This is a genomic window from Serratia sp. JKS296 (assembly GCF_900215445.1).
GTDB classification, from domain to species: domain Bacteria; phylum Pseudomonadota; class Gammaproteobacteria; order Enterobacterales; family Enterobacteriaceae; genus Serratia; species Serratia marcescens.
Genome location: NZ_OCMX01000001.1, coordinates 3,492,443 through 3,510,776, shown reverse-complemented (window position 1 = coordinate 3,510,776; position 18,334 = coordinate 3,492,443). Strand labels below are relative to the sequence as shown.

The window sequence follows — 18,334 nt, the reverse complement described above, 5'->3', positions numbered from 1 at the left end:
GCATGGTTGACCTACTGGGTCAGCGCCATGGCCGTTTGATGACATTAATGTCATCAAGTTTGTCCGCCGAAACTGCTAGTATTTTTGCAGACGTAACGAGGTGGCGAGCATGCGAATACTGGTTGTTGAAGACGATATCGGCACAGGGGATTACCTGAAGAAAGGGCTGGGTGAGGCGGGCTACGGCGTCGATTTGGCGCGCACCGGCACTGATGGGCTGTTTCGCGCGTTGGAGCAGGACTACGATGCGATCGTGCTCGATGTGATGCTGCCGGGGCTGGACGGCTGGCAGATCATCGAGGTATTGCGCAAGAAAAGCGACGTGCCGATCCTGTTTCTCACCGCCCGCGATGGCGTGCAGGATCGCATTCACGGTCTGGAGCTGGGCGCGGACGACTATCTTATCAAGCCGTTTTCCTTTACCGAGCTGGTGCTGCGTTTGCGCACCTTGCTGCGCCGCGGGCCGGCGCGCGAAGCCGATCATTACGCCATCGCCGATCTGCAGTTGGACGTATTGCGCCGCCGGGCGGTGCGCCAGGATCAGGTGATCCCGTTGACCAACAAGGAGTTCATGCTGCTGCATCTGCTGGTGCGGCGCGAAGGCGAAGTGCTGTCGCGCACGCAGATAGCCTCTCAGGTGTGGGACATGAATTTCGACAGCGACACCAATGTGGTTGACGTGGCGATCAAACGCCTGCGCGCCAAAATCGACCGGCCGTTCGACGTCAAGCTGATCCACAGCGTGCGCGGCATCGGCTATGTTTGCGAGCCGCGCTCGTGAACGCCCGCGCTTCACGTCGGCCGGTGTCGCTGACGCTGCGCACCGCCATGTTGTTCGCGCTGGTGGCCGCCTGCGTGGTGAGCGGGACGGGCTGGTATCTGTTCGGCGCCATGCGTCAGGAAATGACGCTCCGCAGCGATCTGCAGGTGACCGGGCGCATCGAGTATTTCCGCCATTTACTGGGGCAGCGCTTTCCTTTGGCGCGTCTGACCGCCAATAACGGCCTGTTCGAAAATATGCTGGGCAATGAACAGGACGTGCTGATTTTCCAAATCCCGGGGCAAAAGCCGCTCATCAATGTGAATCCGGCCAGGGTGGCCCTGCCGCCGATCGCGCCGACGCCGCCCGAACAGGCGCAGACGCTGGCCGCCGTGCGCGGCGGGGAAACGGCGCAGGGGGTGCCGCTGCGCGCGGCGTCGGCGATGGTGCGCCTGGAAGACGGCAGTTTGCTGCAGATCTCCGCCGCGCACGTGATGGTCAACGAGCAGAAGATGCTGGCGCGTTACCTGTGGCGCATTGTCGCGGCGGTCATTGTGGCTTTCCTGCTGATTGCGCTGCTGGGCTATGGGGTCATGCGCCGGGGATTGAAGCCGCTATGGCGCATGGCGGCGCAGGCGTCGCAGATCGCGCCCAATACATTGTCGACGCGCCTCAGCGAACAGGGGGCGCCGAAGGAATTGCAGCAGCTGACCCGTTCGTTCAATGCGATGCTCGATCGGTTGAATGAAGGTTATCAGCGGCTGACGCAGTTTTCCGCCGATCTGGCCCATGAGATCCGCACCCCGGTGGGCGCGTTGATGGGCCAGTGTCAGGTGGCGCTGTATCAACCCCGCAGCGTGGAGGAGTACGAAACCCTATTGTCGGACAATATGGATGAGCTGGAGCGTATTTCGCGCATGGTGGAAAACATCCTGTTTCTGGCGCGCGCCGGTGAGGCGCAGTCCGCGCTGAACTACAGTCGTCTGGATGTGGCGGCAGAGCTGCGGCGGGTGGCGGATTACTTCGAAGGGCTGGCGGAAGAACGCGGCATCGCGCTGAGCTGCGAGGGGGAAGGCGAGCTGAAGGCGGACGCGATGTTGTTCCAGCGGGCGCTGAGCAACCTGGTGGCCAACGCGGTGCGTTATGCCGACGAAAACAGCCTGATCGTCCTGCGGGCTGAACGGCGCGCCGATGCCTGGTGGGTGCAGGTCATCAATCAGGGGCCGCCGATCGCGCCGGCACAGCTGGAAAAACTGTTCGATCGTTTCTACCGCGCCGATCCCGCGCGCAGCGCCGGCAGCCACGCCAGCGGCCTCGGGCTGTCTATCGTACGCGCCATCATGACGCTGCACGGCGGTGAGGTGCGCGCCGAATGTACCGGGCGCGCGTCTGCCGCCAGCCTCATTTTCAGCCTGCGGTTCCCGCTCGCGCAATAACCGTTGTGCCGGACTCACGCGGCGGAATGGCAAAGCGGAAGCAGGCGCCGCTTTGCGGTTGTTCAATCAGTTGGATGTCGCTGTCGTGCAGTTGCAGAATGCGCCGCACGATCATTAACCCCAGCCCGCCGGCGGGGCGTCGGGCGCCGCTCAGGATCGACGGCCGCACGAACAGATCGGCGCGCAGCGTCTGCGGAATGCCGGGGCCGCTGTCGCTGACCTGCACCATCACCCGACCTTCCTGCCGCCACAGCCGCACGCCAATGTCGCCGCCGGGCGGCGTATGGCGAATGGCGTTGTCCAGCAGGTTGGTCAGCACCCGCTCAATCATGCTGAGATCGGCGAACACCGGTGGAATGCCGGGAGCGATGTCGGCGTGCAGCCGCTGATTGCGCGCCTCCGCCGCCAGCTCGAACTTCTGGAACACGTCTTGCAGCAGTTCGCTGAGGGAGAAGGGTTCTTTCTGCGGTTTCACCACGCCGTACTCCAGCCGCGCCAGCTCGAACAGCTCCTGCGCCAGCTTGCCCACCTTGCGGCTCTGCGCCAGCGCGATCTCCAGATAGCGGCGCCGTTCGGTGTCGCTCAGGGTGGCGGCCTTGACCGACAGCGTTTCCAGATAACCGTGCAGCGAGGTGAGCGGGGTGCGCAGATCGTGCGAGACGTTGGCGATGAATTCGCGCCGCAGCCGATCCTGCTGCGCCAGCGTTTGCCACTGTTCGGCGAGACGCTGCGCCATGCGGTGAAAGGCCTGTTGCAACTGACTGACCTCGTCGCGCCCGGCCGGCGCCGCCGGCAGCGCTGCGTAGGCCTGCACCGCCTCGATGCCGCCGCTGTCCAGCGCATTGACCTGGCGGGTCAGGCGCCGGATGGGGCGAGTGACCCAGTAAAACGCGAAACCGCCGGCCAGCAGGCTGAACAGCACCATCACCCCGGAGGTCCACAGCGCCATCCTGACCGCCGAGTTGAACTGGGCGTTGCTGGCCAGCGCCGTGTACTCTTCACCGAGCAAGACCACATACAGATAGCCCTCGACCCGGCCGTCGACCTTCAGCGGCGCAACGCTGAACACCTTGCGCCCGTCCGCGCTGCGCGGATCGTCGCCGTACACCGGCATCTGCGCGCCATCGAGCAGCGCCTGCAGCGGCGCCAGCGCGACCCGCTGCCGCTTCAGATGCCCGGCCGGCGCGGCGTTGCCGATGATTGCGCCCTGTTTGTCGAGCAGATAAACCTCCACGCTGGGGTTCACCGCCATCAGTTGGTCGAACAGGGTATGCACCGCCTGCGGATCCGGCCCGTTCACCCCCAACAGCGGATTGCTGTCGGCGATATGCTGCGCCAGGTTGCCGGACAGGCGCTGGATCACCGCCTGGCTGTACTGGGTATTGCTGCGCACCTGCATCCAGCCGGAAAAGGCGCAGCCGATGACGATCAGCAGCGCGAAGATCAGCGTGAGGCGCTGCGCTAACGTAAGGTTTTTCATGGCTCACTCTTGCGGCGCGGCCGCGAATTTATAGCCCATTCCCCACACCGTGAGGATGCGCTCGGGTTCCGCCGGATTGCGCTCAATCTTGATGCGCAGCCGGTTGATATGGGTGTTGACGGTGTGCTCATACCCTTCGTGCTGATAGCCCCAGACCTGATTCAACAGGCTGAGGCGCGAGAACACCTGGCCCGGGTGGCGGGCGAAAAAGTACAGCAGGTCGAATTCGCGCGGCGTCAGCTCGATCGGCTGTTGGTGCAGGCGCACCTCGCGGGCGATAGGATCGATGGTCAGATCGTTGAAGCTGAGCGCGCCGGCGTCCATGCGCAGGTTGCGGCTCATCGCCTCCTGGCGGCGAAACAGCGCCTTGACCCGCGCCACCAGCTCCAGCATGGAAAAGGGTTTGGCCAGATAGTCGTCGGCGCCCAGCTCCAGCCCCAGCACACGGTGCACCTCGCTGGAGCGCGCGCTGGTGATGATGATCGGCGTGTAGCGCGTCATGGTGCGCGCCCGGCGGCAAATCTCCAATCCGTCCACGCCCGGCAGCATCAGATCGAGGATCAAGGCGTCCCAGCCGCCCTGTTCCAGCATCGCCATGCCCTGATTGCCGTCGGCGGCGTGGCTGATGGCGTAACCCTCGTCACGCAGATGCAGCTGCAGCAGCTCGGCGATGTCGCCGTCGTCTTCGACGATCAAAATTCGTTTTGGCTTGTCCATTCTCATTACCGCTGATTGCCCGATTCTCTCTGAAGTCTACACAACCGCCATCGGCGGAGTTATCACATTTTATTTAACTCTGCGTGAGGTCTTGGGGAACAAATCCGGGGAATACTCGGTTCATCGCATCGTTAGCTGGCAGGAATCGTTATGAGCCTCACTCTCACCCCGGAACAACGACAGACCGTACATCCGCTGTGGCTGCGGTTAACGCATTGGCTGAATGCGCTGGCGATGCTGATCATGGTGACCAGCGGCTGGCGCATCTACAACGCCTCGCCGCTGTTCAACTTCAGATTTTTCAACGAGCTGACGCTCGGCGGCTGGCTGGGCGGCGCGCTGCAGTGGCACTTCGCCGGCATGTGGCTGTTTGGCGTCAACGGGCTGTGCTACCTGCTGCTTAACCTGAGCAGCGGGCGTTTCAAACGCAAATATTGGCCGCTCAGCCCGAAGCAGTTTCTCGCCGATGTCGGCGCGGCGTTGCGCGGCCGATTGCAGCACGCCGACCTGCGCCACTACAACATGGTGCAGCGCGTGGCCTATCTGTCGGTGATGCTCCTTGGCGTGCTGAGCGCGCTGTCCGGACTGGTGCTGTGGAAATCGGTGCAGTTTCCACTGCTGCGCACGCTGCTCGGCGGCTATGAAGCGGCGCGCTATATCCACTTTTTCGCCATGTCGGCGCTGGTGGCCTTCGTCGCGATCCATCTGGTGATGGTGGCGCTGGTGCCCCGCACGCTGTTGGCCATGCTGCGCGGACGCTAAGGAGTGAATGATGGAAAAGGATAAACAAATCATGACGATCGTTGAAGGGCAGGCGATCGTCAAAGAAGCGCAGCGCTTGTTGACCGCGTCATCCCGCCGCCGCTTTCTGCGCAACGGCTTGACGTTGGGCGGTATCGCCATGCTTACCGGCTGCGATCTCAGCGGCAGCGCCAACGTCGAGCAGGCGTTGAGCCGTATTTCGCGCCTCAACGATCGGGTGCAGGGCTGGCTGTTCAACGGCGATCGTTTGGCGCCGGTCTACCCGGAGTCGATGATCACCCGGCCATTCCCGTTCAACGCCTTTTACGCCGAGGAGGACGCGCCCGACATCAACGGCGACGACTATCGGCTGGAGGTGGCGGGGTTGGTGCAGGACAAGCGCGCCTGGAGCCTGCCGCAGCTGCATCGGATGGCGCAGGTCAGCCAGGTGACGCGTCATATTTGCGTCGAGGGTTGGAGCGCTATCGGCAAGTGGGGCGGCGTGCCGTTCGCCACCTTTCTCAAGGCGATCGGCGCGGATCTGAGCGCCCGCTACGTCAGCTTCAAATGCGCCGACGACTACTACACCAGTATCGACATGGCCACCGCGCTGCATCCGCAGACGATTATCGCGCTGACTTACGACGGCCAGATCTTGCCGCGCAAGTACGGCTACCCGATGAAGCTGCGCATGCCGACCAAGCTGGGCTACAAGAATCCGAAGCACATTCAGGTGATCGAGGTCACCAACCGCTTCCCGGGCGGTTACTGGGAAGACCAGGGTTACAACTGGTTTGGCGGCAGCTGAGGCGGCCGCCGGCCATTCTCCGGCACTCCGGTGCCTTTGACATGACGGAAGGAAATACCATGAAAAAGTTATTCGCAATGATGATGTGCAGCGCGCTGATGCTGGGCGTGGCCGGCGCCAACGCCGCGGACGGCATGAGCAAAGACGCGATGAAAAAGGACGGCATGAGCCAGATGTCGCACGACGGCATGGCGAAAGATGGGATGAAGAAAGAGTGCATGGGCAAGGACTGCATGAAGAAAGACAAGATGGGGAAAGACGCCATGAAAAAGGATGGCATGGCGAAAGACGGTATGGCCAAAGACGGCATGAAGAAAGACGAAATGAAAAAGGACGCGATGGGGCAGTAAGCCGCCGTACCCCGCGGCCGCAAGCGGCAAACCGCGGCGGCCGCGGGCAACATAAGGAGAGAGGACGATGTTGGCGACATGGCTGAGGCGCTTTCGGCGCTCGAACGGGGACGTTATCTTTATGCGCGCGGCGCTGGTGGTGATCTTCGCCGCCTTCGGCTACGCCAAGTGGTTTGATTACGAAGCGCAGGGACTGGTGCCACTGATCGGCAACAGCCCGCTGCTGAGCTGGATGCACCAGGCGTTCGGCATCCGCGGCGCCAGCTATGCGCTGGGCGTCGCCGAGTGGAGCTTCGGTTTGCTGCTGCTGGCGGGATTCTGGTCGCGGCGGCTGGGGTTGCTGGGGGCGATCGGATCGACGGTGACCTACCTGACCACGCTGACGCTGATCTTTTCCACGCCGGGCGCCTGGGAGCCCTCCGCCGGCGGTTTTCCCGCCATGGCCGGCGCCACCAGCTTTTTAATCAAGGATCTGGTGTTGCTGGCCGGTTCCCTGGTGCTGTTGAAAGCCGATTTGCCGGCCGAGCAGGCATAAAAAAGGGCGTAGCCTGGCTACGCCCTCTCGTTATTGATTGACCGTCACATATCCGGGAAGGTCAGGGTGCCCCCCGGCGCTTCGCGATGAATGTGCAGGAAGTTCAGGTGCTTCTCATACTGGTCGAGGATATCGCCAATCACCTGTTCCTTGCTGTAGTCCATCAGGTCGTTGCCCTGGGTGCCTTCCATCAGGAAGGTTTCCAGCCGGTAGTAGTGCGACTTGCCGGAGCGGGCGCGGTAGGTGAAGCCCGGCACCGAGTAGCGCATCGGCCAGATCTGATAGATAAAGTTCTGTTCCTCGCCCAGGTGCACCAGCAGCTCCAGGTGGTTCAGGCGTTCGTCTTCGGTCGGCGGCACTTCGCTGAACTCCACTTTCGCGCCGCGCAACTCCAGCTCGCGCGCCACGTCCTGCATCGCCGGACGGCAAACCTTATCCAACATTTTCTGCGTGTACTGCGTGCCCGGGTAGTTCATCACCCGCGACAGACGCTGTTTCCAGTTGAGCACGTCGTGGCTGGAGACCGGCACCGGCGCCAGGGTGCTGAGCGCGCTGGCCTTGCGGTAGTCTTCCACCCGCAGCGATTTATACAGCCCGGCCATCACGAAGAAGATCACGAAGCTGAACGGCAGGCCCATGATCACCGTGGTTTTCTGCAGCGCCGGCACGCCGTCGGTCATCAGCATGCCGATGGTCAGCAGGCCGATGGCCACCGACCAGAAAATCCGCAGCCAGTTCGGCGCATCATTATTGATGTCGGCCAGGCGCGAGGTGAAGTTGCCCAACACCAGCGAGCCGGAGTCCGCCGAGGTGACGTAGAACAGCAGGCCGGTGATGGTGGCCACCGAGGCGCTGAAGGTGAAGCCGGGGTATTGCGCCAGCAGGCTGTAGAAGCCGCGCTCCGGGAACTGCATCACTTCCTGAGCAAACTCGGCGTTGCCGTGGATGATCTGGTACAGCGCGCTGTTGCCGAAGATAGACAGCCACAGCAGGGTAAACACGAACGGTATGATCAGCGTGCCGACCACGAACTGACGAATGGTGCGCCCGCGCGAGATGCGCGCCAGGAACAGGCCGACGAACGGCGACCACGCCACCCACCAGGCCCAGAAGAACAGCGTCCAGTTGTTCATCCATTCCACCGGCCGATCGAAGGCGAAGCTGTTGAGCGTCATGCCCATAAAGCGGTTGACGTAATCGCCGACGTTAAGCACCAGCGCGTTGAGCAGGAACTCGGTGTCGCCGAAGAACAACACGAACAGGATCAGACCCAGCGCCAGCAGCACGTTCAGCTCGGACAGGATGCGGATGCCCTTGTTGACGCCGGAAGTCACCGAGATGGTGGCCATGATCACCGACAGCAGGATCAGCGAGCCCTGCACCGTCAGGTTTTCCGGGATCTCGAACAATACCTTGAGGCCGTAGTTGAGCTGCACCACGCCGATGCCCAGCGTGGTGGCGATGCCGAAGATGGTGCCGAGCACCGCGGCGATGTCCACGCTGTGGCCGATCGGGCCGTTGATGCGCTTACCGAAGATCGGGTACAGCGCCGAGCGGATGGTCAGCGGCAGATTGTAGCGATAGCTGAAGTAGCCGAGGGCGATGCCCATCAGCGCATACATCGACCAGCCGGTCAGGCCGTAGTGGAACAGCGTCCAGACCATCGCCTGGCGCGCGGCCTCCAGCGTTTGCGCGTCGCCTTCCGGCGGCATCATGTACTGGGTCACCGGCTCGGCGACCGAGAAGAACATCAGGTCGATGCCGATGCCGGCGGCGAACAGCATCGCCGCCCAACTCATCAGGCTGAACTCCGGTTTGGACTGTTCCGGCCCGAGCTTGATGGAACCGAAGCGCGAGGCGGCGATAAACACCACGAACACGATGTACAGCGTCGCCGCCAGCAGGTAGTACCAACCGAAGGTGGTCGATACCCAATTCAGCGTGCGGGTGATCCACTGCCCGGAGAAGTCGGTGAAAAAGATGGTCATCAGCGAGAAGGCCAGGATCAGCCCCGCCGAGGTGAAGAAAACCACAGGGTTGAGGCGGTCCTGCTGCGGTTTGGAGGAGGTTTCGCGTGTTGTCATCGTCATCCTCTGAACTGAGTAAAATCGTGCCGCTCCGCATTTCGGGGCGCGTTGGCGCCGCCGGAAAACGGGCGAATGAAGGCGGCGACCATCCCCATGGGAATGGCCTGAGTAACGCCGCTTTCGCCTGTTGCTGAAGCACCGGAGCGCTTCGCGGCGGGAACCGCTTACAGCCACTGATTTTGGTCAGATTCGTTAATTACCTCACAAAAATCAGCCAGTTCCACAACCAGATAGTACAAATTTTTAACCAGGCGGCAATAAAATATATGCAATTTTTATTGAACGTTCAATCAAAAAAAAGTTTAATAGTCCTCATGATGACCTGAATCACGGGCGAAACGGCAGTGAAATTTGCCCGCTGAGATAAGGCCGAAGTCGGTTTTGTGAGAGTCGAAATATGCCAAAGGTAGGAATGCAGCCAATCAGAAGGCAGCAGTTGATTGATGCCACGCTCGCCGCGGTAAACGAAGTGGGAATGCATGACGCCACCATCGCGCAGATCGCGCGGCGGGCCGGCGTTTCCAACGGCATCATCAGCCATTATTTCAAGGACAAGAACGGCCTGCTGGAAGCCACGATGCGCTATCTGATCAGCCATCTGGGCGAGGCGGTGAAGTTGCGTTTGCAGGCGCTCACCGATAACAGCCCGGCGGCGCGGCTGCAGGCGATCGTCGCCGGCAACTTCGACGACAGCCAGATCAACAGCGCGGCGATGAAGACCTGGCTGGCCTTTTGGGCCAGCAGCCTGCACCAGCCGCAGCTCAACCGGCTGCAACAGGTGAACGGCCGCCGGCTTTATTCCAACCTGTGCGCCGAGTTTCGCCGCGTCATGCCGCAGCCGCAGGCGCGGTTGGCGGCCAAGGGGCTGGCGGCGCTGATCGATGGGCTGTGGCTGCGCAGCGCGCTGCGCGGTTCGGCGTTCAATCAGGCGCAGGCGCTGGCGCTCACGACCGAATACATCACGTTCCAACTCCGGGGGCAAACGCCGCCCGGAGGCTAACTCAAGGAGATCCTATGTCCCGTTTTGGCTTGCAGAAGCTCTATATTCATGGCGCCTATGTAGACAGCACCGCTGGAAAAACCTTCAACGCCATTAATCCGGCGAACGGCGAAGTTCTGGCTGAAGTCCAGTCCGCCGGCGCTGAAGACGTCGATCGTGCGGTGGCCAGCGCGGCCAGCGGGCAGAAGGTGTGGGCGGCGATGACGGCGATGGCGCGTTCGCGCATCCTGCGTCGCGCGGTGGATATTCTGCGCGAGCGCAACGATGAGCTGGCGGCGCTGGAAACGCTGGATACCGGTAAAGCGATGTCGGAAACCACCGCGGTGGACATCGTCACCGGCGCCGACGTGCTGGAGTACTACGCCGGCCTGATCCCGGCCATTGAAGGCGAGCAGATCCCGCTGCGCGATACCTCGTTCGTCTACACACGCCGCGAACCGCTGGGCGTGGTGGCCGGCATCGGCGCCTGGAACTACCCGATTCAGATCGCGCTGTGGAAGTCCGCGCCGGCCCTGGCGGCGGGCAATGCGATGATTTTCAAACCGAGTGAAGTCACGTCGCTGACGGCGCTGAAGCTGGCGGAAATCTACACCGAAGCCGGCCTGCCGGACGGCGTGTTCAACGTGGTGACCGGCAGCGGCGCGGAGGTGGGGCAGTACCTGACCGACCATCCGGGCATCGCCAAAGTCTCTTTCACCGGCGGGGTGAAAACCGGCAAGAAGGTGATGGCCAACGCGTCGGGTTCGACGCTGAAGGAAGTCACCATGGAACTGGGCGGCAAGTCGCCGCTGATTATCTTCAACGACGCCGATCTGGATCGCGCCGCCGATATCGCCATGATGGCCAACTTCTACAGTTCCGGCCAGGTGTGCACCAACGGCACCCGCGTCTTCGTGCCGGCGGCGCTGCAGGCGCAGTTTGAGGCGAAAATTCTCGAGCGCGTGAAACGCATTCGCCTCGGCGATCCGACCGATCCGCAAACCAACTTCGGGCCGCTGGTCAGCTTCGCGCACATGGAATCGGTGCTGCGCTTTATCGAGAGCGGCAAAAACAGCGGCGCGCGCCTGCTGTGCGGCGGCGAACGCGTCACCCACGGCGAATTCGGCAAGGGCGCTTATGTGGCGCCGACGGTATTCAGCGACTGCCGCGACGACATGGAAATCGTGCGCGAAGAGATCTTCGGACCGGTGATGAGCATCCTCAGCTACCAGAGCGAAGAGGAAGTGGTGCGCCGCGCCAACGACACCACCTTCGGCCTGGCCGCGGGCGTGGTGACCCACGATCTGGCCCGCGCGCACCGCGTGATCCACCAGCTGGAAGCCGGCATTTGCTGGATCAACACCTGGGGCGAGTCGGCGGCGGAAATGCCGGTCGGCGGCTATAAGCAGTCCGGCGTTGGCCGCGAGAACGGCCTGACGACGCTGGAGCACTACACCCAGATCAAATCGGTGCAGGTCGAGCTGGGCGAATACGCCTCGGTATTTTAACTATCCCCGTCGTCTTTCCAGCTACAGCGTTGTTGGCTGCGAGCGCAGACCCCAGTCACTTACTTGAGTAAGCTCCTGGGGCTCTGCGCCCTTGCCGGCTAGCTGTAACTCGAAATCCATAGGGGAGATATCCTTTTTTGCATCCAAAACTGCCTTGATATATTCAGCATGCGGAATTCAAGCCATTCGCATCATTCAGGCATATGAATATTTAGGAGATAATGAATGGAATTTGACTACATCATTATCGGTGCCGGTTCCGCCGGCAACGTGTTAGCCACCCGATTGACCGAAGACGCCGACGTCAGCGTCCTGCTGCTGGAAGCCGGCGGCCCGGATTACCGGATGGATTTCCGTACCCAGATGCCGGCCGCGCTGGCGTTTCCGCTGCAGGGCCGCCGCTATAACTGGGCGTATGAAACCGATCCTGAGCCGCACATGAACAACCGCCGGATGGAATGCGGCCGCGGCAAAGGGCTGGGCGGTTCATCCCTGATCAACGGCATGTGTTACATTCGCGGCAACGCGATGGACTTCGACAACTGGGCCAAGGCGCCGGGTCTGGAAGACTGGACCTATCTGGACTGTCTGCCGTATTTCCGCAAGGCGGAAACGCGCGATATCGGCCCGAACGATTACCACGGCGGTGATGGCCCGGTGAGCGTCACCACGCCGAAGGCCGGCAACAACGAACTGTTCCACGCCATGGTGGAAGCCGGCGTACAGGCGGGCTATCCGCGCACCGACGATCTGAACGGTTACCAGCAGGAAGGATTCGGCCCGATGGACCGTACCGTGACGCCGAAAGGGCGCCGCGCCAGCACCGCCCGCGGTTATCTTGATCAGGCGCGTTCACGGCCGAACCTGAAGATCGTCACCCATGCGCTGACCGACCATATCGTGTTCGACGGCAAGCGCGCAGTGGGCGTCAACTATCTGCAGGGCGACAGCAATCAGCTGACCCATGCCAAAGCGCGCCGCGAAGTGCTGCTGTGCGCCGGCGCCATCGCCTCGCCGCAAATTCTGCAGCGTTCGGGCGTCGGCCCGGCGGCGCTGCTGAAAAGTCTGGACATCAACGTGGTGCACGATCTGCCGGGGGTGGGGGAAAACCTGCAGGATCACCTGGAGATGTACCTGCAGTACGCCTGCAAGAAACCGGTGTCGCTGTACCCGGCGTTGCAATGGTTTAACCAGCCGAAGATCGGTGCGGAGTGGCTGTTCAACGGCACCGGCATCGGCGCCAGCAACCAGTTCGAGGCCGGCGGTTTCATTCGCAGCCGCGCAGAGTTCGCCTGGCCGAACATTCAGTATCACTTCCTGCCGGTGGCGATTAACTACAACGGCAGCAACGCGGTGAAAGAGCACGGTTTCCAGGCGCACGTCGGTTCGATGCGTTCGCCGAGCCGCGGCCGGGTGCAGGTGAAATCGAAAGATCCGCGCCAGCATCCGAGCATTCTGTTCAACTACATGGCGACCGAACAGGATTGGCAGGAGTTCCGCGACGCTATCCGCATCACGCGCGAAATCATGGCGCAGCCGGCCTTGGACGAATACCGCGGCCGCGAGATTAGCCCAGGGCCGGAGGTGCAGACCGACGAGCAGTTGGACGCCTTCGTGCGCGAGCACGCCGAAACCGCCTTCCACCCGTCCTGCTCGTGCAAGATGGGCGAAGACGAAATGGCGGTGGTCGACGGCCAGGGCCGGGTGCACGGCATGGAAGGATTGCGGGTGGTGGATGCGTCAATCATGCCGCTGATCATCACCGGCAACCTGAACGCCACCACCATCATGATCGCCGAGAAGATCGCCGATCGCATTCGCCAGCGCACGCCGCTGCCGCGCAGCACCGCCGACTACTACGTCGCCGGCGATGCGCCGGTGCGCAAGCAGTAACCGACACGCCCTCTCGCCGTTGAGGGGGAGGGCCGCCGTAGCAAGCAACCCCTCTCCATATGCTCTTCCCCAAGGCGAGGGGGCAACTCTCTTTTATCCCTTATCCCATCATGCCGCCGGCAGCGAGATCGCCTGATCGAAACTGGTGGGCGTCGCCATGCGCCACATGCGGGCGTAGAACTCGCTTTTGATCTCCGGCTGCAGCAGCGCGCCGGGCTCCAGGTAGTAATAGATATCGGCGTACACCTTGATCTCGGTCGGCGTGATGCGGCGCAGCATATGGTGCGAGGTCAGCTGCTCCGGGCGGCTGACGCCGGCCGCCGCCAGCATGTCCGCCAGCGCTTTCACCGTATTTTGATGGAAGTGGTAGACGCGTTCCGCCTTGTTCGGCACCACCAGCGCCTTTTGCCGCAGCGGATCTTGCGTCGCGACGCCGGTCGGGCAGTGGTTGGTGTGGCAGCTTTGCGACTGGATGCAGCCGACGGCGAACATAAAGCCGCGCGCCGAGTTCACCCAGTCGGCGCCGAGCACCAGCACGCTGGCGATGTCAAAGGCGCTGATGATCTTGCCGCTGGCGCCAATCTTGATTTGGTCGCGCAGGCCGCAGCCCACCAGCGTGTTATGCACGAACAGCAGCCCTTCGCGCAGCGGCATGCCCATATAGTTAGAGAGTTCGAGCGGCGCGGCGCCTGTGCCGCCTTCCTTGCCGTCCACCACGATGAAGTCCGGCAGGATGCGGGTGTGCAGCATCGCCTTGACGATAGCGACGAACTCCCACGGGTGGCCGATGCACAGCTTGAAACCGACCGGCTTGCCGCCTGACAGCTCGCGCAGCTGCTGGATGAACTGCATCATTTCCAGCGGGGTGGTGAAGGCGCTGTGCGAAGCCGGCGAGATGCAATCCACGCCTTCCGGCACGCCGCGGGTGGCGGCGATTTCCGCATCCACCTTCTTCGCCGGCAGAATGCCGCCGTGGCCGGGTTTAGCGCCCTGGCTGAGCTTGATTTCAATCATTTTCACCTGCGGGCTTTGCGCCTGTTCGGCAAAGCGGCGCGGATCGAAATGGCCGTCGGCGGTGCGGCAGCCGAAATAGCCGCTGCCCAGCTCCCACACCAGATCGCCGTTGTTTTCGCGGTGATAGCGGCTGATGCTGCCCTCACCGGTGTCGTGGTAGAAGTTGCCCTTGGCCGCGCCGAGGTTGAGCGCGCGGATGGCGTTGGCGGAGAGCGCGCCGAAGCTCATGGCCGAAATGTTGAAGATCGACGCGGAGTAGGGCTGGCGGCAATCGGCGCCGCCGATGGTGATGCGGAAACTGGTTGGGTCGGCGGCTTCCACCGGCCGCATGGAGTGGCCGATGCACTCATAGCCGGTTTGGTAGACGTCCAGCAGGGTGCCGAACGGTTTGTCACCCATCTCATTTTTCGCACGGCGATACACCAGCGTGCGCTGGGTGCGCGAAAACGGGATCTCTTCATTATCCTGCTCGAGGAAATACTGGCGCAGTTCCGGGCGGATGAACTCGAAGAAGAAGCGCAGGCGGCCGATGATCGGGTAGTTGCGGCAGATGGCGTGGCGCTGCTGCGTGAGATCGTAGATACCCAGCACCATCAGGCAACCGCAGGCCAGGGCCGGCAGCCAGAACCACGGATGGTTGTGCATCATGATCAAGAAAACCAGGGTGAGCAAGATGCTCAGCACAAAGCAGGTATAGCGGCTGAATAAGGACGACTTCATAACATCTCCTGATGTTTATTTTAATCCACACGACATGACTCACGGATAATCCGTGTGCAAATCGTAACCAACAGGAGAGGATGTTGTGTGTCTGTTGCTGCTTTGTCGCTGGTTGTTACATTAATTTAACCTGGCGGAAGGGGGTTGCCGCGCGGCGTGCCGCGCAACAAGCCAAGATATTTATTTTCCGGCGACGAAGATGGTGCTCATGCTGCGCAGCCGCAGCTTTTTCATCGCGCTGTATTTTTGCGAGAAGATGGTTTTCGGGTGCGTGCCGCGTTTTTCCGCAATGTGCAGCAGGCTGTCGCCGCGCAGCAGATTGAAGATCACGTCGCTTTCCGCCGGGCTGAGCTCGCGGGTTTTCTGCACCCGAATGCCGCCCGGTTCCTTGCTTTCCAGCAGCCGCTGGATTTTTTCCTGCAGCGAATAAAGCGGAATGCGGGTAGAAACCAACTCAACGGAAATCCCCAGGATCGACAGCAGTTTCACTACGCGCTCGTCGTCATAGAACACCAGCAGGCGCGTCTTGCTGTTGTATTGCTGGTGCAGGGACACCAGGCTTTCTATCACGTTGACGCTCTGTTCCAGGTTTTGCGAGGTGAAAATCAGCGCGATATCGTGCTTGGTGATCTTCTCCGCTTTGGCGCCGCCATGCATGAAATCGGAAAACAGGCGGATATCGTACGCGCCGTAGTGTTTCTTCAGCAGCACCGACAGGCCAACATAGCTGTACTTACACTCACTAATCACAAGAACGTTGTTTTTAGACATAGGGCAAACACCAATACCGAGTTAAAAGTATTCAGCTGTAAGAAGCGAGTTCAAATCCTTGATGCTGGATTCCTTCCACAGCTTTCCCTGCAGTGCGTAATATGGCATTTCATCCAGCCATTTCTTGTGTTCGGGAGTTTCAACTCCTTCGATAATTACCTTGTAATGATTAAGGTAAAAGAAGCGCAGTAACGCGCGCATCAAGCCCTCGCCGCCGGACTTTTTCATAAAGTCCCAAAGCAAAAAACGGTCGAGCTTAACGAAGCGGAACTGGCTGTTGTACAACGCGGAAAAACCCGCGTAGCCAGAACCAAAATCATCGAGCCAAAATGAATAACTATTCAATGACGGATCGCCGTGCACGCGATCTTTCACCAGCCGGGTTGAATTCTCGCTGATCTCAAAATGAATACAGCGCAGGGCATTAATTCTTTCGGCAAAGTGAGTATTCGCCAGCGATTGCAGGGAATAATCGTCAACATTCAAAGTGGCTATCACTTGGTTTTCATGAAACCAGTGTTTGTATTTATCGATCAGATTGATCTGATCCATCAAAATCTCAATCCGGGTTGCGCTGTCGGCGTGACGAAAGAACTGTTCAGGAGAAAAATGGGCGTATTCGCTATTAAACGTAAAGCGAGACAGACATTCAACGGCCAGCAATTGTCCCGATTTCGCGAACATTGGCTGAAAAACATAATTAATGCCGTTATTTTTCTCTCTGAAAGAACCGCTCATTTCCCAATCCTTGGATTGATATTTAACTTGTTGATTTTAAATGGTTAAAAAGAAAGTTACTCCAGGTTTATTGGTAAATTTCTTATTTAAAGCGTCAGGAAGGCCGAAACGTGTCGACAGACCATTAAACGCGTAATTCGTGCCAAAGTCCAAACGTCGCAATATGTTACTAAGTGTAAATATTCGGAATAATATTCTGATTTTCAGGCCTTAACGCAAAATCTTGAACTCTGCAGCTTTCCCAAACACAGATTATTCCTATTCATATGAATCGTCAACATCGATCGATAGGTATCCGCCGATAGTTTATTCCTATCAAGAGGGGGCTTATGAATGTTTTAAACGATTTAACATTAAGAATATGCTTAGTCTATATTTCGTCCGGCAATGAGTTCATCGAGGCAACGCTCCTTTTCAGCAAGGGAGTGCTATCGCTGAGTGTATGCTCAGTGGCGGCAATATATATATAAGCCCGCCACTGAATCGATTATTTTATTGTTCTATGGAGCTGGAAATGAAAAAAGTATTATTGCCTTTGGCTGCCCTGGTATTGTCTGCAACTGCTTCCAACGCAATGGCAGCAAACGGCAACGTTAAATTCACCGGTGAAATTGTACAGTCCACCTGTAAAGTTGTTGATAAAGACCAGAATAAAGAAGTTTACCTGGGTAAATATCCTACCACCGCTTTCCCAACTGCCGGTTCTACCAGCGGTGCTAAAGCTTTCGATATCAGCCTGGAGAAATGTGAAGCGGGTAACTACACCCTGCGTTTCGACGGTAACACCCCAGCCGGCCACCCAGAGCTGTTGGCTGTAACTGGCGGCGCGACTGGCGTTGGCGTTGAAATTCTGGATAACAACGGTTCTACTCTGCCAATCTCTCAGGAAGTGGCTACCCCAGCTACCGTAACCGTTGCTGCTGATGGCGATAACCCAGGCGCTGCGACTTTCAACCTGCGCGCTCGTTACAAATCCTTCCAGGATCTGGTAACTGCCGGTCAGGCAAACTCTAACGCTACCTTCACCATCGAATACAAATAATTCGCTGGCAGGATAGATAGAGTTATTGGCCAAGGATGGCTAAATTTTGAGAGTTGAGACATTCCGATGAAAAAAATTCTGACTGGTATTTTATTCGCATTCTCTGTTAATGCCTTTGCCGGCATTCAGGTTGATGCGACGCGTGTCATCTATAACAGTGCAAGTAAATCCGCATCGCTCTCAATCAGCAATGACAGCGACGATACCTACATGGTGCAAACCTGGCTGGATACTGGCGATGCAAGCCAGATGCCTAAGAATTTGCCGATCGTGGTGACGCCACCCATTTTGAAGCTGGCTGCCAAGAAAGACGCCATTTTGCGTTTTATCTATTCCGGCAGCGGTTTGCCGCAGGACAGAGAATCTCTGCTCTGGGTCAACGTACAGGAAATTCCGCCAACGCCTAAGCAAGATAACGTGCTGCAGGTGGCGATCCGTACCCGTATCAAACTGTTCTATCGCCCGGATTCGTTGAAAACCAACCTGCAACAGCAGGCGGAAGCGCTGAAGTGGAAGCGCCAGGGCGGCAATTTAGTCGTGACTAACGATGGCCCGCTGTTCGTCACGCTGGGCGTGCTGAACCTGAAGAGCGGCGGCAAGAGCTGGAAAGTGAACGCCGACATGGTCAAGCCACACGACAGCCTGCGCATCTCCCTGCCTCAGGGGGCGCAATCAGCCAACACTATGTCGTTTACCTATATCAACGACTATGGCGGTCACACCGAGATTAAAAACGTCGCACTGAATTGATTTGA

17 protein-coding genes are annotated in these 18,334 nt (G+C 59.6%); 11 read left to right on the top strand and 6 right to left on the bottom strand.

All coding sequences use genetic code 11. The annotated features are described in order from the left end of the window. Window positions 1-109 precede the first annotated feature (109 nt). Window positions 110-781 carry a heavy metal response regulator transcription factor gene (locus CRO23_RS16760; RefSeq protein WP_021504273.1) on the top strand — a complete coding sequence of 224 codons (672 nt, stop codon included), beginning with the start codon at window positions 110-112 and terminating at the stop codon, window positions 779-781. Then, on the top strand, window positions 778-2,196 hold the full coding sequence (locus CRO23_RS16755; RefSeq protein ID WP_049299845.1) for a heavy metal sensor histidine kinase: 1,419 nt from the start codon (window positions 778-780) through the stop codon (window positions 2,194-2,196). Before CRO23_RS16760 ends, CRO23_RS16755 begins: the two co-directional genes overlap by 4 nt. Here CRO23_RS16755 and CRO23_RS16750 read toward each other — a convergent pair. Further along, the gene (locus CRO23_RS16750; RefSeq protein ID WP_097102499.1) at window positions 2,168-3,676 is read right to left on the bottom strand and encodes a sensor histidine kinase; all 1,509 of its coding nucleotides are present in this window, start codon (window positions 3,674-3,676) and stop codon (window positions 2,168-2,170) included. The two genes, CRO23_RS16755 and CRO23_RS16750, sit on opposite strands and share 29 nt — an antisense overlap. A gap of 3 nt (window positions 3,677-3,679) precedes the next feature. Continuing rightward, on the bottom strand, window positions 3,680-4,393 hold the full coding sequence (locus CRO23_RS16745) for a response regulator transcription factor (RefSeq protein WP_016928494.1): 714 nt from the start codon (window positions 4,391-4,393) through the stop codon (window positions 3,680-3,682). A gap of 150 nt (window positions 4,394-4,543) precedes the next feature. On the opposite strand from CRO23_RS16745, the gene CRO23_RS16740 reads away from it, so the two are divergent. From CRO23_RS16740 to CRO23_RS16725, 4 genes are all read left to right on the top strand, one after another. Next, complete coding sequence (locus CRO23_RS16740; RefSeq protein ID WP_097102497.1) at window positions 4,544-5,155, top strand: cytochrome b/b6 domain-containing protein; 612 nt, start codon at window positions 4,544-4,546, stop codon at window positions 5,153-5,155. Window positions 5,156-5,165: 10 nt separating this feature from the next. Continuing rightward, window positions 5,166-5,942, top strand: a complete 777-nt coding sequence (locus CRO23_RS16735) for a molybdopterin-dependent oxidoreductase (RefSeq protein WP_016928492.1) — start codon at window positions 5,166-5,168, stop codon at window positions 5,940-5,942. A 59-nt stretch (window positions 5,943-6,001) separates the two neighbouring features. Continuing rightward, complete coding sequence (locus CRO23_RS16730) at window positions 6,002-6,292, top strand: pentapeptide MXKDX repeat protein (protein WP_016928491.1); 291 nt, start codon at window positions 6,002-6,004, stop codon at window positions 6,290-6,292. Window positions 6,293-6,359: 67 nt separating this feature from the next. Continuing rightward, window positions 6,360-6,827, top strand: coding sequence for a YkgB family protein (locus CRO23_RS16725; protein ID WP_016928490.1), 468 nt, complete (start codon window positions 6,360-6,362; stop codon window positions 6,825-6,827). A 44-nt stretch (window positions 6,828-6,871) separates the two neighbouring features. Here the strand turns inward: CRO23_RS16725 and CRO23_RS16720 are convergent, their stop codons facing one another. Further along, window positions 6,872-8,911 (bottom strand): choline transporter, encoded by a 2,040-nt coding sequence (locus CRO23_RS16720; protein WP_004939112.1) that lies wholly within the window; start codon window positions 8,909-8,911, stop codon window positions 6,872-6,874. 400 nt (window positions 8,912-9,311) lie between these two features. Here CRO23_RS16720 and betI point away from each other — a divergent pair, with 400 nt between their 5' ends. From betI to betA, 3 genes are all read left to right on the top strand, one after another. After that, the gene (gene betI / locus CRO23_RS16715) at window positions 9,312-9,914 is read left to right on the top strand and encodes a transcriptional regulator BetI (RefSeq protein ID WP_004939107.1); all 603 of its coding nucleotides are present in this window, start codon (window positions 9,312-9,314) and stop codon (window positions 9,912-9,914) included. Between the two features lie 14 nt (window positions 9,915-9,928). Continuing rightward, the gene (betB, locus tag CRO23_RS16710; RefSeq protein WP_097102495.1) at window positions 9,929-11,401 is read left to right on the top strand and encodes a betaine-aldehyde dehydrogenase; all 1,473 of its coding nucleotides are present in this window, start codon (window positions 9,929-9,931) and stop codon (window positions 11,399-11,401) included. 225 nt (window positions 11,402-11,626) lie between these two features. Further along, window positions 11,627-13,294 (top strand): choline dehydrogenase, encoded by a 1,668-nt coding sequence (gene betA / locus CRO23_RS16700; protein ID WP_049299841.1) that lies wholly within the window; start codon window positions 11,627-11,629, stop codon window positions 13,292-13,294. Between the two features lie 108 nt (window positions 13,295-13,402). Here betA and CRO23_RS16695 read toward each other — a convergent pair whose 3' ends face one another. The 3 genes from CRO23_RS16695 to CRO23_RS16685 all read right to left on the bottom strand — a co-directional run bounded on the left by CRO23_RS16695 (window position 13,403) and on the right by CRO23_RS16685 (window position 16,537). Then, the gene (locus CRO23_RS16695) at window positions 13,403-15,028 is read right to left on the bottom strand and encodes an FMN-binding glutamate synthase family protein (protein ID WP_015377182.1); all 1,626 of its coding nucleotides are present in this window, start codon (window positions 15,026-15,028) and stop codon (window positions 13,403-13,405) included. 180 nt (window positions 15,029-15,208) lie between these two features. After that, window positions 15,209-15,799 (bottom strand): LuxR family transcriptional regulator, encoded by a 591-nt coding sequence (locus tag CRO23_RS16690; protein WP_004939094.1) that lies wholly within the window; start codon window positions 15,797-15,799, stop codon window positions 15,209-15,211. A 21-nt stretch (window positions 15,800-15,820) separates the two neighbouring features. After that, window positions 15,821-16,537: an EAL domain-containing protein gene (locus tag CRO23_RS16685; protein WP_016928483.1), complete on the bottom strand. Its 717-nt coding sequence runs from the start codon at window positions 16,535-16,537 to the stop codon at window positions 15,821-15,823. Window positions 16,538-17,051: 514 nt separating this feature from the next. On the opposite strand from CRO23_RS16685, the gene CRO23_RS16680 reads away from it, so the two are divergent. Then, window positions 17,052-17,579: a fimbrial protein gene (locus CRO23_RS16680; protein ID WP_004939088.1), complete on the top strand. Its 528-nt coding sequence runs from the start codon at window positions 17,052-17,054 to the stop codon at window positions 17,577-17,579. 66 nt (window positions 17,580-17,645) lie between these two features. After that, window positions 17,646-18,329: a fimbrial biogenesis chaperone gene (locus CRO23_RS16675; protein WP_016928482.1), complete on the top strand. Its 684-nt coding sequence runs from the start codon at window positions 17,646-17,648 to the stop codon at window positions 18,327-18,329. Window positions 18,330-18,334: the final 5 nt, after the last annotated feature.

Bases quoted from the DNA above. Each gene is read 5' to 3' on its own strand.
- CRO23_RS16760 (WP_021504273.1), top strand. From the start codon at position 110: ATGCGAATACTGGTTGTTGAAGACGATATCGGCACAGGGGATTACCTG.
- CRO23_RS16750 (WP_097102499.1), bottom strand. From the start codon at position 3,676: ATGAAAAACCTTACGTTAGCGCAGCGCCTCACGCTGATCTTCGCGCTG.
- CRO23_RS16745 (WP_016928494.1), bottom strand. From the start codon at position 4,393: ATGGACAAGCCAAAACGAATTTTGATCGTCGAAGACGACGGCGACATC.
- CRO23_RS16740 (WP_097102497.1), top strand. From the start codon at position 4,544: ATGAGCCTCACTCTCACCCCGGAACAACGACAGACCGTACATCCGCTG.
- CRO23_RS16735 (WP_016928492.1), top strand. From the start codon at position 5,166: ATGGAAAAGGATAAACAAATCATGACGATCGTTGAAGGGCAGGCGATC.
- CRO23_RS16730 (WP_016928491.1), top strand. From the start codon at position 6,002: ATGAAAAAGTTATTCGCAATGATGATGTGCAGCGCGCTGATGCTGGGC.
- CRO23_RS16725 (WP_016928490.1), top strand. From the start codon at position 6,360: ATGTTGGCGACATGGCTGAGGCGCTTTCGGCGCTCGAACGGGGACGTT.
- CRO23_RS16720 (WP_004939112.1), bottom strand. From the start codon at position 8,911: ATGACAACACGCGAAACCTCCTCCAAACCGCAGCAGGACCGCCTCAAC.
- betI (WP_004939107.1), top strand. From the start codon at position 9,312: ATGCCAAAGGTAGGAATGCAGCCAATCAGAAGGCAGCAGTTGATTGAT.
- betB (WP_097102495.1), top strand. From the start codon at position 9,929: ATGTCCCGTTTTGGCTTGCAGAAGCTCTATATTCATGGCGCCTATGTA.
- betA (WP_049299841.1), top strand. From the start codon at position 11,627: ATGGAATTTGACTACATCATTATCGGTGCCGGTTCCGCCGGCAACGTG.
- CRO23_RS16695 (WP_015377182.1), bottom strand. From the start codon at position 15,028: ATGAAGTCGTCCTTATTCAGCCGCTATACCTGCTTTGTGCTGAGCATC.
- CRO23_RS16690 (WP_004939094.1), bottom strand. From the start codon at position 15,799: ATGTCTAAAAACAACGTTCTTGTGATTAGTGAGTGTAAGTACAGCTAT.
- CRO23_RS16685 (WP_016928483.1), bottom strand. From the start codon at position 16,537: ATGAGCGGTTCTTTCAGAGAGAAAAATAACGGCATTAATTATGTTTTT.
- CRO23_RS16680 (WP_004939088.1), top strand. From the start codon at position 17,052: ATGAAAAAAGTATTATTGCCTTTGGCTGCCCTGGTATTGTCTGCAACT.
- CRO23_RS16675 (WP_016928482.1), top strand. From the start codon at position 17,646: ATGAAAAAAATTCTGACTGGTATTTTATTCGCATTCTCTGTTAATGCC.